The 14837-nt window shown below is 59.4% G+C and carries 18 protein-coding genes; 7 read left to right on the top strand and 11 right to left on the bottom strand.

What is annotated here, in order from left to right:
• Positions 1-10: 10 nt before the first annotated feature.
• The 5 genes from J9870_RS08845 to J9870_RS08865 form a co-directional block, all read right to left on the bottom strand.
• Positions 11-637 carry a response regulator transcription factor gene (locus J9870_RS08845; protein WP_123342045.1) on the bottom strand — a complete coding sequence of 209 codons (627 nt, stop codon included), beginning with the start codon at positions 635-637 and terminating at the stop codon, positions 11-13.
• Between the two features lie 458 nt (positions 638-1095).
• Entirely contained in the window at positions 1096-2424 is a 1329-nt protein-coding gene (locus tag J9870_RS08850) for a deoxyguanosinetriphosphate triphosphohydrolase (protein ID WP_210643561.1), read from the bottom strand.
• A 148-nt stretch (positions 2425-2572) separates the two neighbouring features.
• Entirely contained in the window at positions 2573-2908 is a 336-nt protein-coding gene (locus J9870_RS08855) for a hypothetical protein (RefSeq protein WP_210643562.1), read from the bottom strand.
• Positions 2905-3294, bottom strand: a complete 390-nt coding sequence (locus tag J9870_RS08860) for a phage holin family protein (RefSeq protein WP_135844437.1) — start codon at positions 3292-3294, stop codon at positions 2905-2907. Before J9870_RS08860 ends, J9870_RS08855 begins: the two co-directional genes overlap by 4 nt.
• 2 nt (positions 3295-3296) lie before the next feature.
• Complete coding sequence (locus J9870_RS08865) at positions 3297-3611, bottom strand: YqjD family protein (protein ID WP_210643563.1); 315 nt, start codon at positions 3609-3611, stop codon at positions 3297-3299.
• A gap of 338 nt (positions 3612-3949) precedes the next feature.
• On the opposite strand from J9870_RS08865, the gene J9870_RS08870 reads away from it, so the two are divergent.
• Positions 3950-5158, top strand: a complete 1209-nt coding sequence (locus J9870_RS08870; protein ID WP_210643564.1) for an ammonium transporter — start codon at positions 3950-3952, stop codon at positions 5156-5158.
• Here the strand turns inward: J9870_RS08870 and J9870_RS08875 are convergent.
• A complete protein-coding gene (locus J9870_RS08875; protein WP_210643565.1) occupies positions 5155-6867 on the bottom strand; it encodes a monovalent cation:proton antiporter-2 (CPA2) family protein in 1713 nt (570 codons plus the stop codon). The two genes, J9870_RS08870 and J9870_RS08875, sit on opposite strands and share 4 nt — an antisense overlap.
• Before the next feature lie 188 nt (positions 6868-7055).
• Here J9870_RS08875 and J9870_RS08880 point away from each other — a divergent pair, with 188 nt between their 5' ends.
• From J9870_RS08880 to J9870_RS08890, 3 genes are all read left to right on the top strand, one after another.
• Positions 7056-7292 (top strand): glutaredoxin family protein, encoded by a 237-nt coding sequence (locus tag J9870_RS08880; RefSeq protein ID WP_210643566.1) that lies wholly within the window; start codon positions 7056-7058, stop codon positions 7290-7292.
• 95 nt (positions 7293-7387) lie between these two features.
• Positions 7388-7708 carry a transcriptional regulator gene (locus tag J9870_RS08885; RefSeq protein WP_135844442.1) on the top strand — a complete coding sequence of 107 codons (321 nt, stop codon included), beginning with the start codon at positions 7388-7390 and terminating at the stop codon, positions 7706-7708.
• Between the two features lie 71 nt (positions 7709-7779).
• Complete coding sequence (locus J9870_RS08890) at positions 7780-8670, top strand: pseudouridine synthase (RefSeq protein ID WP_210643567.1); 891 nt, start codon at positions 7780-7782, stop codon at positions 8668-8670.
• Positions 8671-8748: 78 nt separating this feature from the next.
• Here J9870_RS08890 and J9870_RS08895 read toward each other — a convergent pair whose 3' ends face one another.
• Positions 8749-8970: a YgdI/YgdR family lipoprotein gene (locus J9870_RS08895; RefSeq protein WP_210643568.1), complete on the bottom strand. Its 222-nt coding sequence runs from the start codon at positions 8968-8970 to the stop codon at positions 8749-8751.
• A gap of 75 nt (positions 8971-9045) precedes the next feature.
• Positions 9046-9648, bottom strand: a complete 603-nt coding sequence (gene mobA / locus J9870_RS08900; protein ID WP_210643569.1) for a molybdenum cofactor guanylyltransferase MobA — start codon at positions 9646-9648, stop codon at positions 9046-9048.
• 78 nt (positions 9649-9726) lie between these two features.
• On the opposite strand from mobA, the gene moaB reads away from it, so the two are divergent.
• Together moaB and glp are read left to right on the top strand one after the other, a co-directional pair.
• Positions 9727-10266, top strand: a complete 540-nt coding sequence (moaB, locus tag J9870_RS08905; RefSeq protein ID WP_210643570.1) for a molybdenum cofactor biosynthesis protein B — start codon at positions 9727-9729, stop codon at positions 10264-10266.
• Between the two features lie 22 nt (positions 10267-10288).
• Positions 10289-11476 (top strand): gephyrin-like molybdotransferase Glp, encoded by a 1188-nt coding sequence (gene glp / locus J9870_RS08910; RefSeq protein WP_210645161.1) that lies wholly within the window; start codon positions 10289-10291, stop codon positions 11474-11476.
• Between the two features lie 61 nt (positions 11477-11537).
• Here the strand turns inward: glp and J9870_RS29430 are convergent, their stop codons facing one another.
• Positions 11538-11846 (bottom strand): hypothetical protein, encoded by a 309-nt coding sequence (locus J9870_RS29430; RefSeq protein WP_246883089.1) that lies wholly within the window; start codon positions 11844-11846, stop codon positions 11538-11540.
• Positions 11847-12191: 345 nt separating this feature from the next.
• Between J9870_RS29430 and yegS the strand changes: the two genes are divergently transcribed.
• On the top strand, positions 12192-13109 hold the full coding sequence (gene yegS / locus J9870_RS08920; protein WP_210643571.1) for a lipid kinase YegS: 918 nt from the start codon (positions 12192-12194) through the stop codon (positions 13107-13109).
• On the opposite strand, the gene J9870_RS08925 is transcribed toward yegS, so the two are convergent.
• Positions 13093-13752, bottom strand: coding sequence for a response regulator transcription factor (locus J9870_RS08925; RefSeq protein WP_210643572.1), 660 nt, complete (start codon positions 13750-13752; stop codon positions 13093-13095). The genes yegS and J9870_RS08925 overlap by 17 nt on opposite strands.
• Positions 13749-14642, bottom strand: coding sequence for a sensor histidine kinase (locus J9870_RS08930; protein WP_210645165.1), 894 nt, complete (start codon positions 14640-14642; stop codon positions 13749-13751). The genes J9870_RS08925 and J9870_RS08930 overlap by 4 nt, the downstream gene beginning before the upstream one ends.
• Between the last annotated feature and the right edge of the window lie 195 nt (positions 14643-14837).

Below are 14837 nucleotides of genomic sequence, written 5' to 3' on the forward strand. Positions count from 1 at the left end.
CTGTTCTTTCTCATACCAGCGCGTTGCGCTTCGCCATTTCAATCAGTTCTACCAGGGATTTGACTTTAAGTTTTTGCATCAACCGTTTTTTATAGGTGCTGACGGTTTTATTACTTAGGAACATACCTTTGGCTATTTCTTTGTTGGTACGGCCCTGGGCAAAAAGTTGCAGTACCATCAACTCCCGATCATTGACACTCTTGAACAGATCCAACTCGATACTGCGCGGGTCATCCTGGCGGACCGGGTTCAGCGCTTGGCTGGGGAAATAGTTGTAGCCGGACAATACGGCTTTGATCGCGCTGACAAGCTCACTGAGGTCTTCTTGTTTACAAACGTAACCAGAGGCGCCGGACTGCATGCATCGGATACCGAACAGCGTGGGAGACTGTGCCGTGAGCACCAGCGTTTTGAGCGGTGTGGTCATGGCGTTGAAGCGTGACAGGATTTCCAGCCCGTCAAGCTTGGGAATGCTGATGTCCAGGATCACCAGGTCTGGCATGCATTCGCGCACCATTTGCATCGCGTCGACGCCGTTGTCAGTTTCCCCTACGACCTTATAGCCCTCATGCTCCAGAAGCATGCGAACGGCGAGGCGGATGACCGGATGATCGTCGACAATGAAAACGGAGTTCATGAATAAAGTATCCCTACGAGCTTAAATAAAGCGCGCACCTTAGCCCAGTTAAAGCCAGGGCCGTACGAGGAGAAAGGCATGCCTTCGTAGTTTCAGACGTTTCCTACAAAAAAAGAGGCAGGGTACTACGGTGTGATTGGGTTTTTAGTAGGTGGATGAAATAGGAAGGGGGATTTGATAGCAGTTTATGAAAGGATATTTCCTTCAATGAGTTGTTTATAAAAATAAGTGAGAAGTGGGAAGGGGGATTCAATATTGCTGGCAGGTTTCACGTTTCTTCCTGATGTGAAACTTGCCCGAAAGCCATTGTTGGAGGGGGCACAGAACCTCGGCACGCAGCGCAACTCATGTGGGAGCGAGCCTGCTCGCGATAGTGAGCGGGCGCATCGCGAGCAGGCTCGCTCCCACAAGTTTTTGTGGCTGGCACGAACCCCGGCGCACCGCAGCACCCACACAGCTTATTGCCGGGTGCGGCCCGTCATTTCCTGGGCCATTTCGCTGGCGTAACTGTCGGTCATTCCGGCGATGAAATCGATCATTCGCAGGAATGCACCATGCAACGGGCCGTTGGGGTCGGGCGCGTTGTTGCCCAGCAGATCGAGGATGCGGCGATTCTTGAACGAAGGCGTACGGCCCCCGTGCTGTTCCAGAGCCGCGCCACAAAATCCATTGAGCAAGATTTCCAGCGTCGTGTAGGCGCCGATTTCGTGAAGGGTCTTGCGCTTGTCCTGGAATATTTTCTTGCGGGCCATGTCCTTGGCATTCAGTACGCAGCGTTTGGCCGGGCCATGCATGTGCTCCACCAGGTCGCCTGGCAGCGTGCCGGCCAACAACGCCTCCTGCTGCTCGACGAACGCCCTGGCGGCGGCGTTGGTCAGGTGTTCGATGGCCTTGCCCCGCAGGATCGCCAGCTTTCGCCGTCGGGAATCCAGTGGCCCCAGTTGGCGATAGGTGTCTGGAAGATCGTCTCCCACCAGATCCAGGAGCAGCGACTCTACCTGCGGATACTCCAGCAGATCCATCTCCACGCCGTCCTCCAGGTCGATCAGCGCATAGCAGATGTCATCGGCGGCTTCCATCAGGTACACCAGAGGGTGCCGTGCCCAGCGCTGGTCTTCGATTTGGGGCAGGCCAAGCTTGTGGGCGATCTGTTCCAGTAGCGGCAGTTCGCTCTGGTAGCAACCGAACTTGTGCTTCTTATAACCCAGGGAATCGGCGTGGCGGGCGGTCCAGGGGTATTTCAGATAGGTTCCGAGGGTGGCATAGGTCAGTCGAGTACCGCCGTCGAACTGATGATATTCAAGTTGTGTCAGGACCCGGAATCCTTGGGCGTTACCTTCGAAGTTGAGGAAGTCGTTGCGCTCGGCTTCGCTCATGGCGTCAAGCCAACCGCGGCCTGCGGCTTGCTGGAACCAGTAGCGAATAGCGTCTTCACCGGAGTGACCGAACGGCGGGTTACCGATGTCGTGGGCCAGGCAAGCCGATTGCACGACCATGCCCAAGTCGCTGGGTTCACACCAGTCGGGCAGGGCGCTGCGGATGGTCTCTCCCACACGCATGCCCAGGGAACGTCCGACGCAACTGACTTCCAGGGAATGGGTCAGGCGCGTGTGGATGTGATCGTTACTGGAGACCGGGTGCACCTGTGTCTTGCGGCCGAGGCGGCGAAAGGCACCGGAAAAGATGATGCGGTCGTGGTCTTTGTGAAACGGGCTACGGCCCAGCTCTTCCGGGCTGTGCAAGGTTTTTCCGAGACGTTCGCGAGTCAGCAGGGTATGCCAATCCAAGGCCGGTTACTCCGTTTGATGAGATCGATACCCTAGCTTCCCGGTTCGTGGCGCGCCCTGCAAGGGCCGTGGGTTCGTGCACAGAGGAGGATGGTCAAGCACAACACCCCTGTGGCGAGGGAACTCGCTCGCCACAGGGTGTGGGGCTTCAGGGCTTGCGCACGCTTTTGGCCAATTTGATCAGTGGCAGCAACGTCGTCGCCAGGCGTATCAGGCTTGTCACGCCGCCGGCGCCACCGCTGCGGCTGCGTTTGCCCGTGATGAAGCCTAGCAAGGTCACCGCGGCCACGCCCCAAAGCGGCGCATGCTTGATGCCGAAGCCTTCATGCCAGCTTTGCGTCAAGCCGCGAACCCGTTGCAGCGGTTGCAGCAACTGGCGCGTTTCCTGGCGGATTTCCTGGCGGTGCATTTCCATACGTAGACGCACCAACGCCTTGCGCATTTCCTGGCGGGTCCGGGCTTGAGGAATATCAGGCAAGCTCATGGCAGCAGGCGCTCCCGATCATTGGCCAATTCTTCGAGGGTGGCATGGAAGGGGGACGATTCGTCAAAGATCGCTGCCTTGAGCCGAAGACCACAGAACAGCGCCGCCAGCAGATAAAACAGGCACAGACCGATGATGCCCGCCAGGCGATAGGTATCCCATACCAGGATCAGCACCAGCGCCGAAAGCCCGACCAGCAGCAGCAAACCGAACACCAGCGCAAGCCCGGCGAACAGCAGCAGGCTGACGGTGCGGGCCTTTTGTTCCTGCAATTCGATGCCGAACAGTTCGACATGGCTGTGCAGCAGGCCAAGGAATGCCGCGCCCAGGCGGCGCGCTGTAGGTTGTGTGCCCGCTTCGGACGAGCCCGGTTGTTCGATCCCCATGATCAGCGCCGCGTTGCCAGCAGACCAATCAAAAAGCCCACGCCCGCTGCAATGCCGACGGACTGCCAAGGGTTGGCCTGTACGTATTCCTCGGTGGCGGTGACTGCGGCCTGGCCCCGTTCGCGTACCGAGTCTTCGGTCAATTTGAGGGTTTCACGGGCGCGCAAGAGCGTTTCGTGAATCTGGCTGCGCAATTCATCCGCCTGGTCACCTGCCAGCGTCGCGGTGTGATCCAGCAACCGTTCGGTGTCGCTGACCAGTGTCTGAAAATCTTCCATCAGGATTTCTTGAGCGGTCTTTGCCTGGGTTCTGGCCATGGGGTGAATCTCCGTAAGTGACGTCTGAAGCGTTCGAGTATGAGCCTTGTCGGAAGGTTCAGTGAAAGTGGCTGGTACAACTTTTGCTCAGGCATTGCCATGTACTGGTGCGACACCCTGCACCAGTGCGCTGAAGCTGGGCACAACCCCGCAAAACCTTAACCTAAATAATCAAAACCCGCGAAGCACCTCAAAGCGGGATGTCGTGCTGTCAGTTTGCGCGCACCAAAGCGGGTCATGAGCCTTCGGTAGGCTGGTGAGTCGTTTCAACTTGGTGCGTCGGCAGGGCAGGCGAACCGGTTTGGTGCTTTTTTTAACTTTTCAGGTCTGCCAACACCATGGAAAATATGCAAAGCGCTGTGGAGAGTCTCCTCCATAGCTCCAACACGTTGTTCATTCTGCTGGGTGCGGTGATGGTTCTGGCGATGCATGCCGGTTTTGCGTTCCTTGAAGTGGGAACCGTCCGGCAAAAGAACCAGGTCAATGCACTGTCCAAGATCCTCAGCGATTTCGCTGTCTCGACCCTGGCCTATTTCTTTATAGGCTACTGGATTTCCTACGGTGTGACCTTTCTGCAACCGGCAGCGGTGCTCAGCGCCGATCATGGTTATAGCCTGGTGAAGTTCTTCTTCCTACTGACATTTGCCGCCGCGATTCCGGCCATCATCTCCGGTGGGATTGCCGAACGTGCCCGGTTTGCGCCGCAGTTGTGCGCCACGGTGCTGATCGTGGCGTTTGTTTATCCATTCTTCGAAGGCTTGGTCTGGAACGGCAATTTTGGCCTGCAAGCCTGGTTACAGGCTCGGTTCGGTGCCGGCTTCCATGACTTCGCCGGTTCCGTGGTGGTGCACGCCATGGGCGGCTGGCTGGCGTTGGCCGCCGTGCTCTTGCTCGGGCCGCGCAACGGCCGCTACCGGGACGGCCGCCTGGTGGCGTTCGCGCCCTCGAGCATTCCGTTCCTGGCCCTGGGGTCGTGGATCCTGATTGTCGGTTGGTTCGGTTTCAACGTGATGAGTGCCCAGACCCTGCCTGGGGTAAGCGGGCTGGTGGCGGTCAACTCGTTGATGGCCATGGTGGGGGGTACCGTGGCGGCATTGATTGTCGGGCGCAATGACCCAGGCTTCCTGCACAACGGCCCGTTGGCTGGCCTGGTGGCGGTTTGTGCCGGATCCGACCTGATGCATCCGGTCGGCGCGCTGGCGACCGGTGTCATCGCCGGCGCCTTGTTTGTCTGGTGTTTCACCGCCGCCCAGGGCAAGTGGAAGATCGACGATGTGCTGGGGGTGTGGCCGTTGCATGGGTTGTGTGGCGTCTGGGGCGGTATCGCCTGCGGCATCTTCGGCCAAAGCGCCTTGGGTGGGCTGGGAGGAGTCAGCCTGATCAGCCAGCTGCTCGGCACGGCGCTGGGCGTTGTCATCGCCCTGGCTGGTGGGTTCGCGGTCTATGGAGTGATCAAGGTCTTGCTGGGGCTGCGGTTGACGCAGGAAGAGGAGTACTACGGCGCCGACCTGTCGATCCACAAGATCGGCGCGGTCAGCCAGGACTAAGGCTCTTTGTCCTGATTGCCCGGATAAAAACCGTGCAGCAAGCGATAGCGGTCATGCCGGACCTGATCCACATGATGCCGGACCTGCTGCTCGGGCAGGCCGAGCATGATCAAGGCGTGGGAGGCCAGCATGAGGCTCGACTCCAGCAGCTCCGGGACCACTTCGCTGGCCCCGGCCGCCTGCAACTCGGCCAGTTGGCTGTCATCGCGGGTGCGTACCAGGATCGGCACCTGAGGGTTGAGTCGCCGGGCCTCCCTGAGGACGGTGATGGCGATGTCGGTCTTGTCGACCGCAATCACCAGCAACCTGGCGCGGCCCAGGCCGACGGCGACCAGCAGGTCGCCGCGTCGCGAATCACCGTAATGCACGCAGTGCTCCCCGACGGTGGCTTCCCGGATGATCACCGGGTCATCATCCAGGGCGACGAACGCCTGGTTTTCCCGACGAAGAAAGCGCCCGATGGACTGGCCGACACGCCCATACCCGCAAATGACCACGTGGCCCGACAAGCCAGCGTTAAGCGCGCTGATCTGGTCCAGTTGCGCCTCTTCGTTGGGTTTGCGATGCAGGCGCGCGGCGATGTGGGGTGCGGCGCGCAGCAACAGCGGGGTCAGCAGCATGGAACAGAAGGTCGCCGCCAGCAGCAGGCCACTGATGTCGGCCGGCATGAGGCGGTTCTGCTGCATCTGCGCCATCAAGGCAAAACAGAATTCGCCACCCTGGGCCAGGGCCAGGCCACTGCGCCAGGCGGTTTCACCGTCGCTGCCGCGCCATTTCACCAGCACGGCGACCACGCAGCCCTTGATGAGCATCAGCGCCAGGGTCAAACCAAGGATCAGCAGACCGTCATCGATGAACAACTGCAGATCGATCAGCATGCCGATGCTGACGAAAAACAGCCCCAGCAGGATGTCGCGGAACGGGCGGATATCGGCCTCGATCTGATGCCGATAGTGGCTTTCCCCCAACAGCATGCCCGCCAGAAACGCCCCCAGGGCCGGTGACAGGCCGAGCAGGTGTGTCAGCCATGCCGTCAGCAACACGATCACCAGGGCCAGCAGCACGAACAGTTCTGCGGACCGGGACGCAGCCACTTCATGGAACAGTCGAGGCAGTAGCAGGCGGCTGGCTAGCAGCAGGCCACCGAACAAGACCAGGGTCTTGCCCAAAGTCAGGGGCAGCGCCCAATACCAAGGGTGCTCGCTGCTGCCGGCGAATACCGGTACCAGGGTCAGCAACAGCACCGCGACCACATCCTGGAACAGCAGCACGCCGATGGCGTTCTGGCCGTGACTGCTGAAAATCTCCCCCAGGCTCGTCAATTCCTTGCTGACAATGGCGGTGGACGACAAGGCCAATCCTGTGCCGAGCAACAGTGCGGCTATCACTGGCGCACCGCAGAATGTCAGTAATGCCGCCAGGAGCGCACCCGAACACACCACCTGCAGGCTGCCAAGGCCGAACACGACCCGACGCAGTTCGAGCATCTTCGACAGAGAGAACTCCAGCCCCAACGAAAACAACAGGAAAACCACGCCGAGCTCGGCCAGGTCTGGCAGTTCTTCGCTGTCATTCACCCAGTTCAGCGCGGTCGGCCCCACCGCCAACCCGACACAGAGGTAGCCCAGTACCGGTGGCAGGCGCAGTCGCCTGAACAAGGCGATGACCACCAGGGACGAGGCAAGAATGATCAGCAGGTTGGCAAACAAGGGGCACTCCGGTTCAAGGTTCTGAGACACAGCGTAGAGGGAAAAAAGTACTAAGCATCGCCGGAAAAACTTTCGCGTTCAGTGATTTGCATCAGCGTTTTACCGAGACACCCTCAAGAGAGACAGCGGCTCGACGGTTTCCTGGGGCAGGCCTAGAATGACCGTCTCTCTTTTGTGGGTCTACCGTCATGCCTCCTGAATGCAAGCTGTTCAGCACCCTGGGTTGCCACCTCTGTGAAGTGGCCGAAGCGGAGTTGATGCCTTTGGTTGAACATGGACTGTTGGTGGAGCTGGTGGATATCAGCGAAAGCGAAGCGATGGCTGAGGCCTATGGGCTACGAATCCCGGTCCTGCGCAGAATCGATACTGGCGCAGAGTTGGACTGGCCTTTTGATGCCGAACAGGTTGTCGCGTTTCTGCGCTGATAGCCTTTCCACTCATCGTATCTACATGCAGGTCATTGGCGAAAATCGCATTCTTCGGTTACTGTATGCCCATACAGCTATCTGGAGTGCACCCCTTGGTCAATGTCGAACAATTGAAGAACAGCGTGAACCGGATGTCCGTGGACGTTGTGCGCGAGGCTGTCCAGGAGTTACGCCTGGACGGGCTGGTGACCGAAGGCAAGACCCCCTTCAACAAACTGCATTTCAACACCTGCTTTGCCGAGATTGAAGCGTTGTTCCAGCGTGCCGGCTACCATAAGCAGCTGGATGTGGTCGGTTACCAGGGCCTGTTGTACGCATTGTACGATCCGGGGCGCTGGGAGGCGGTGGAAGTGCTGCGCTGGTTGAAAGAATTCACCGAGGCGGCGGCGAAGCCAACGTCGATCCCGGCCTGAAGCAATCACTACTGGGCTGGCTGGCGCGACTGGCAGATAATGCTGCCCTGCAAAATGGCTAAGAGTCTTCAATGTCCGGTTCCTCGTTTTCCGCTGCCCACCATCAAGCCAGTACGTTGTATCTGCCCCCCGGTTCCTGGCAGACGGTATTGGAGTGCCTGTGTGAGCATTTCAGTGCTATCAGCCGCGAGCAATGGCTGGACCGCATCGCCCGGGGGAGGGTGCTGGATGGGGAGGGCAAGGCGATCGGTGTCGACTTGCCCTACCGTGAAGGCCTGCGCATCCACTATTTTCGTGAAGTGCCCGACGAGAAGCCGATCCCCGTGCTGGAGTCGATCCTGTATGCCGACGAGCATTTGGTGGTGGCGGACAAACCGCATTTTTTGCCGGTCACTCCGGCAGGCGAATATGTCGAGCAAACCCTGTTGCGACGACTGATCCGGCGACTGGACAATCCCCATCTGGTGCCGTTGCATCGTATCGATCGGCACACGGCCGGGCTGGTGCTGTTTTCAGCCAACCCGCACACTCGTTCGGCTTATCAATCGCTGTTTCCCACCCGGCAGATCGACAAGCGCTACCAGGCCATTGCTCGCGCGCTGCCTGAATTAACCTTTCCTAGGGTGCATAAAAGCCGAATGATCGATGGCGAACCGTTCTTCCGGATGCAGGAAGGTCCGGGCGAACCCAATACCGAGACGACCATTGAGGTGCTGGAAAGAAACGGCGAGCTGTGGCGCTATGGCCTGTATCCGGTTACGGGCAAGAAGCACCAGTTGCGGGTTCACATGAACGCCCTTGGCGCCGTCATCTGTAACGATCCGTTTTATCCTGATGTGCTGCGGGACGCCGATGACGACTACGCCAATCCACTTAAGCTGCTGGCCCAAGGGCTGCGTTTCGTCGATCCCGTCACTGGCCAGGAACGTGTTTTTGAAAGCGGCATTACGCTGCAGTGGTAACCGACCTGGCTTTCTGACCGGCACAAAAAAGCCCGCAAATATTGCGGGCTTTTCTGTATCTGGCCGTGGCGTTGAAGATTACAGGTCTTTAACGGTACGAACCTGATCCTTGTTCACGCGAGTGTGTTTGCCGTCCAGTTGCTCGAATTCGTAGAAGCCGCTTTCTTCGTCGTACTTGGGCGTGTCGACGGCCTGGATTTCGCGACCGTCATTCAAGGTGATCACTGTTGGCGATGCGCAACCGGCGAGAGTGGCAAGGCCCAGTGCGAGCATGAAAGTGGCGAGGGTCCGTTGAGTCATGGTGTTTCTCCGAAATGGATTCTTCAAGTTACTAACCTTCAGACGTATACATTGCACGCAAGTTCCTGGCTAGTGTCAATCTGACACGCCATTGTGTTGGGCCAGTAATTCCGGGGTATTCAGATTCGCCAGCCGAGGATCGTTGGCGGGGCATGGCAACGCAACGGCGTGGAGCGTGCGCATGATGCGGCCGGGGCTTCGTTCGCCTTCGCTCCAGGCCTGTTCGAAGGCACCTGCCAGCGCCCGCGGAATGACGCACAGCAGCGGTTCCCAATGCTCGCCGTGACGCACCATGAGCGGTCGGTCGGGATGCCGGCTGGCTGTTTCGCGCATGCTGTCGAGCAGGCTTGAGTCGATTTGTGGAACGTCGCATGGCAGCACCAGCAGATACGGATGCCTTGCCGCCTTGAGGCCGGCGCGGATACCTGCCAGCGGGCCGGGAAAATCGCCTTCGTCGTCATGTACCAATTGATCGGCATACAACGCATAGCGTTCCAGATTGCGGTTGCAAGAGATGATCAAGTCATCGCTCAGCGCCCGGGTCTGGCGATGGAGATGGGCAATCAGTGGTTCGCCCTGCCATTCCAGCAGGCCCTTGTCTTGCCCGCCCATGCGTTGCCCGCGCCCACCCGCCAATAGCAGAATGGAACATGATGGCAGAGGAGTGTTCGTGGTCATGGCGTGTCTCCGCACAGGCGAAAAAATGAAGCGCTGTGATATAACACCGGGCTGTTTCCCCTACAACTGGACGAGCCTATGAAAGCCAAGGCTGATGTACCTTTCGTGCCGCTCAATATTGCGGTGCTGACTGTCAGTGATACCCGTACCCTGGAAACCGACACCTCTGGGCAGGTTTTTGTCGACCGGCTCACTGCGGCCGGCCATAACCTGGCGGCGCGGGTCCTGCTCAAAGATGATTTGTACAAGATTCGGGCACAGGTCGCGACCTGGATTGCCGAAGACGTGGTGCAAGTGGTGTTGATCACCGGTGGCACAGGATTTACTGGTCGCGACAGTACCCCGGAAGCCGTCGCATGCCTGCTGGACAAGCAGGTTGACGGTTTTGGTGAGTTGTTCCGGCAGATTTCCGTGGCGGACATCGGCACTTCCACGGTCCAGTCCCGGGCGTTGGCCGGCTTGGCCAACGGCACGCTGGTTTGCTGCCTGCCAGGTTCCACCAATGCGGTGCGCACCGGGTGGGATGGGATCCTCGCCGAACAACTGGACGCGCGGCATCGTCCATGTAACTTCGTGCCCCATTTGAAACAAGCCGCTGCTTGTGAATCCCGTGGGTAAACCGGGCAAGGCTGGCGCCTTGATGGCCGTCGAGGTCGCGTTGGAGCGATTGCTCGAAATGGCGGCGGCCACGCCGATTGTCCAGCGCGAACGCCTACCCTTGGCCGCCGCACAAGGACGGGTGCTCGCCGAGGATTTGGTGTCGACCCTTGATTTGCCGCCATGGCCCAACAGCGCCATGGATGGCTATGCCTTGCGGCTGGCTGACTGGGACGCAGAACCCTTGGTGGTCAGCCAGCGAATTTTTGCCGGGCAGGCACCACAGCCATTGGCCTTTGGAACCTGCGCACGGATCTTCACGGGAGCACCTGTCCCGCCCGGCGCCGATTGCGTGCAGATGCAAGAAAACGCTGTGGTTGAAAGTGATCAGCGGGTACGGTTTACCGAACCCATGGTCAGCGGGCAGAACATTCGCCCTCAAGGACAGGAAGCAACCGTTGGCGAGCAGGTCCTGCCTGCGGGTACTCGTCTGGGGCCAATCGAGCTGGGGCTGGCGGCCTCCTTGGGCTGCGCGTCGCTGGAAGTGGTGCGCAAGGTACGCGTTGCCGTCCTGTCCACCGGCGACGAGTTGGTCGAGCCGGGGCAAGCACTGGGCCCGGGCCAGATCTATAACAGCAACCGCGTGCTGCTCTGTGGCTGGCTACAGCGCCTGGGCTGTGAAGTTGTGGATGCGGGTATCCTGCCTGACGACTTGCCGGCTACTCGCGAACGCCTGGCGAAGTTATTGGATGTCGACTTGATCCTGTCCACGGGCGGCGTATCGGTGGGGGAGGCGGACTTTCTAGGCATCGCATTGCGCGAGGAGGGAGAGTTGGCGCTTTGGAAGCTCGCCATCAAGCCCGGGAAACCGCTGACCTTCGGGCATTTCCGTGGCGTGCCGGTGATAGGCCTGCCTGGAAACCCCGCTTCGACACTGGTGACATTCGCATTGCTGGCAAGGCCCTACCTGCTGCGACGCCAGGGCGTCCAGTCGGTGGCGCCGCTCAAGTTCACTGTGCCGGCCGGGTTTGCCTGGCCGAAGGCAGGCGGGCGACGAGAATACTTGCGAGGTCGCATGGAGAATGGTCGTGCGATCATCTACCGCAATCAAAGCTCCGGTGTCCTGCGTAGCGCAGCCTGGGCTGAAGGGCTGGTCGAGGTGATCGAGGGGCAAACACTGGTCGAAGGTGACCAAGTAGGTTTTATCCCCTTGAGCGAAGTCCTGGGTTAACGCTGCAGCGATAACGTGTTCCGGCCCGAGTCGAATACCCGGGCCTTCATATCCGTTGCCTTTATCGCGAGAGCAGCATCACCACCTGGTCGAAACGACTGTTCGCAATCCACCCCAGCAGACCGAGGACCACCGCTGCCGCGCCGGCCGAATAGGCTAGCCTGTGGCGGATCACCTTGACGTCGGTGCGGATTTCATCCATGTCTTTGCGGATGTATTTGAGGTGGGTTTCCAGTTCAACGACGCGCGGTTCCAAATCAATTCCTCCAGCGGGATTACTGCAACTTTTGCATTCGTTTTGAGTATCTGCCTGCTCGCTTCCAAAGGATGCGAACTGCCGAGGCGAGAGCATGTATTCATGGCTACGCATGGGACGCTTCATCCCTTTGGCCATTACTGTTCGAATCGCTGATCAGGCCCTCGCGAGCCCTGATGTGTCCATCCATGAGTAAGTACATCCTTGTGTAATGAGCGTTTTAACGGTCCAGCACAACAGAATGCCAAGGTGTCTTAATACAGCCAGGGGGTCAATTGACCTGATTCGCCGGGGCTTGTAAGAAAATTCTTCGAATGGAGACGTATGGGTGGATGGGCTGCTTCGCAGTGTCTCCTTGGGGCGCTAGATCGTGTTTTTTTATTGAAATTGAGACGGTCAGGGCTTTTTCGGATGAATGAGCGGTCCCATTTCCAGAACCTTCCAATGACGGAGACAACGATGAGCAAAGGCAAGGCGCTGATGATTTTGCATGGCAAGCAAGCCCTCAACGACGAGGTTCGCGCCGCAGTGATGCTCAAGCGTGAGCAGGGCTGGGACCTGGCGGTACGGTTGACCTGGGAGGCAGGCGATGCCCGGCGATGTGTCGAAGAAGCACTGGATGCCGGCTACACGCAATTGATCGCCGGTGGCGGTGACGGCTCCTTGCGTGATATCGCCGAAGCTATCGTCCACCAGTCGAGCGACGCCAGTCTGGTACTGTTGCCGCTGGGCACTGCCAATGACTTTGCCCGGGCGGCCGGTATCCCGCTGGAGCCGGCCCAGGCACTGGACTTGCTGGACATTGCACCACAGGCTGTTGATGTGGGTGAAGTCGGCGGCCAGATTTTCCTGAACATGGCCACGGGCGGTTTTGGCAGCCAGGTGACGGCGAACACCTCCGAGGACTTGAAGAAGGTCCTCGGAGGCGCCGCTTACCTGTTCACCGGCTTATCGCGCTTCAGTGAGCTGAGTGCGGCCTACGGCGAATTGCAGGGGCCTGGCTTTCAGTGGCAGGGCGATTTGCTGGCGCTTGGCATCGGTAACGGCCGACAGGCCGGGGGTGGTCATGTGCTGTGCCCGCAGGCGCTGGTCGATGACGGATTGCTGGACATCAGCATCCTGCCAGCGCCGCAGGAAGTGGTCAGCACGCTCAAAGACCTGTTGGCTGGAGGTTTGGGTATCGACAATATGTTTGTGCGCGCGCGCTTGCCCTGGGTGGAAATCAAAGTCGCCCAGGGCCTGGATATCAATCTTGATGGCGAACCGTTGCAGGTCGACAGTCTGCGTTTCACTGTGCGGCCAAAGGCATTGCGGGTGCACCTGCCGCACGATTCGCCGCTGCTTGGCGCTTCGGCGAGGCTCAATCGTCCAGGCTGATGATCTGTTCGCGCACGGCGAACAGCACGAGCCCGGCCACGTCATGGATTTGTAGCCGCTTCATGATTTGTGCCCGGTGGGTTTCCACGGTCTTGATGCTCAGGCTCAGGCCGTTGGCAATTTCCCGGGTGGACTTGCCGCGTACGATCAGGCGCAGTATTTCCAGTTGACGTGCAGTCAGGTTGTGGGTCTGGGCAGGGTCGGGCAGGTGCTTTTGGACGCGGGTCAGCGCCTGGTTGATCACGGTGTGGGCGATGGCCGGGCTCAGGTAGCGTTCGTTGTTGCGCAATGCCTCCAGGGCGTGCTCCAGCTCGGTGGGCGTGGTGTCCTTGAGCAGGTAGCCATGGGCTCCGGATTCGAGGGCCTGCATGATCAACGCCGGATCGGTGTGCATCGACAGGATCAACACTTTGCTGTGAGGACGCACCTGCTTGAGTTGCCGCAAGGCGTCCAGGCCGTTGGTGTTTTTCATGGAAATGTCCAGCAGCACGATATCGGGGTTCAGTCGCTCTACCAGCTCCAGTAATCGCGTGCCGTCATTGGCTTCGCCGATGACGGCGTAGCCGGGAAGATCCATGACCAGGGCGCGCACGCCGGCCCTGATCAGCGAGTGGTCGTCTACCAGGAGCAGATTACAAATCAATGGAGAACCTTATTCTTACTGGCTCGTTCCAGGGCTCGGGGCGCCCAGGGAAAGCGTGCTTCGATGTGCGTGCCTTTACCGGCTTCGCTGATGACCTTGAGGGTGCCGCCCAGTTGCTCAGCCCGCTCCGACATGCCGGCCATGCCGCGTTGCCCTTCGCGAGCGGGGTGGGCGGCGGGAACAAACCCCTGGCCATCGTCGCTGATCAGCAGCATCAGGCCTTCGGGCAGGCGCTGCAGGCGCACCAGCAGATTCTTCGCCTGGGCATGACGCAAGATATTGGTGACCGCTTCCTGGGTGATTCGAAAGACCGCGACGGTCATTTCCTCGGGAATGCCCGCCATGCGCTGTTGGCAATCGAGGCTCCATTTCACCGGGGTGTTGGCCAGAGTCTTGAGCAGGTGCGCACGCAGGCTGGCTTCCAGGCCCAGGCTGGTCAATTGCCTCGGGTTGAGGATCGCCGACACATCGCGGACTTTGTTGAGGGTTTCGTCGAGGGTTTCGCACAGTATCGTGCATTGCCCCTGCAATTCTTCCGGTATCCGGCGCTTGAGCCATTCGCTTTGCAGTTTCGCCGCGGTCAGCAACTGGCCGATGTCGTCGTGCAATTCGCGGCTGAGCCGGTGGCGCTCGTTCTCCTGGACCTCAAGCAACCGGTTGGCCAGTTCGTGAGGCTGGAACTTGATGGATTTGCGCGACAATCGATGGTGGATCCAGACACAGGTCATGGCCGCGACATTCAGTGCCAGCAGGCCCAGCGGCACCGTGTGGGCAAACAGGTAAGTCAATAGGCAGCCGAGGGCCGAGCAGATGCACAGTAATAATGTGAAGCGGCGGGCATTTTCTCGGGAGGGAGGCCAGGTGATGAATGACTTGAGGCTGGCGTACATAGCGGATGGAGCCAATGAATGTTCGCTGCGGGCAAGCCGGTCAGCGCATCTGACGGGCCGGGTCGGGTAAACGTTTGAGGTCGAAGGCATATTTCAGGTGGCGGCTTTTGCGCCGCAGTCTGAAACAACTGACGCGGGAGATAGTACCACTTCGCAAATCGTTGGTCGCGCTCGGCATGGCAGCAAGAAAGCGCT

The sequence above is a fragment of the Pseudomonas sp. Tri1 genome (genome assembly GCF_017968885.1).
Taxonomy (GTDB): domain Bacteria; phylum Pseudomonadota; class Gammaproteobacteria; order Pseudomonadales; family Pseudomonadaceae; genus Aquipseudomonas.

Excerpts from the sequence above, each read along its gene's own strand:
- J9870_RS08930 (WP_210645165.1), bottom strand. The coding sequence starts at position 14,642 with ATGTACGCCAGCCTCAAGTCATTCATCACCTGGCCTCCCTCCCGAGAA.
- J9870_RS08870 (WP_210643564.1), top strand. The coding sequence starts at position 3,950 with ATGGAAAATATGCAAAGCGCTGTGGAGAGTCTCCTCCATAGCTCCAAC.
- J9870_RS08860 (WP_135844437.1), bottom strand. The coding sequence starts at position 3,294 with ATGGGGATCGAACAACCGGGCTCGTCCGAAGCGGGCACACAACCTACA.
- J9870_RS08895 (WP_210643568.1), bottom strand. The coding sequence starts at position 8,970 with ATGACTCAACGGACCCTCGCCACTTTCATGCTCGCACTGGGCCTTGCC.
- J9870_RS08890 (WP_210643567.1), top strand. The coding sequence starts at position 7,780 with ATGTCCGGTTCCTCGTTTTCCGCTGCCCACCATCAAGCCAGTACGTTG.
- moaB (WP_210643570.1), top strand. The coding sequence starts at position 9,727 with ATGAAAGCCAAGGCTGATGTACCTTTCGTGCCGCTCAATATTGCGGTG.
- J9870_RS08880 (WP_210643566.1), top strand. The coding sequence starts at position 7,056 with ATGCCTCCTGAATGCAAGCTGTTCAGCACCCTGGGTTGCCACCTCTGT.
- J9870_RS29430 (WP_246883089.1), bottom strand. The coding sequence starts at position 11,846 with ATGCGTAGCCATGAATACATGCTCTCGCCTCGGCAGTTCGCATCCTTT.
- J9870_RS08845 (WP_123342045.1), bottom strand. The coding sequence starts at position 637 with ATGAACTCCGTTTTCATTGTCGACGATCATCCGGTCATCCGCCTCGCC.
- J9870_RS08865 (WP_210643563.1), bottom strand. The coding sequence starts at position 3,611 with ATGGCCAGAACCCAGGCAAAGACCGCTCAAGAAATCCTGATGGAAGAT.
- mobA (WP_210643569.1), bottom strand. The coding sequence starts at position 9,648 with ATGACCACGAACACTCCTCTGCCATCATGTTCCATTCTGCTATTGGCG.
- glp (WP_210645161.1), top strand. The coding sequence starts at position 10,289 with ATGGCCGTCGAGGTCGCGTTGGAGCGATTGCTCGAAATGGCGGCGGCC.
- yegS (WP_210643571.1), top strand. The coding sequence starts at position 12,192 with ATGAGCAAAGGCAAGGCGCTGATGATTTTGCATGGCAAGCAAGCCCTC.
- J9870_RS08855 (WP_210643562.1), bottom strand. The coding sequence starts at position 2,908 with ATGAGCTTGCCTGATATTCCTCAAGCCCGGACCCGCCAGGAAATGCGC.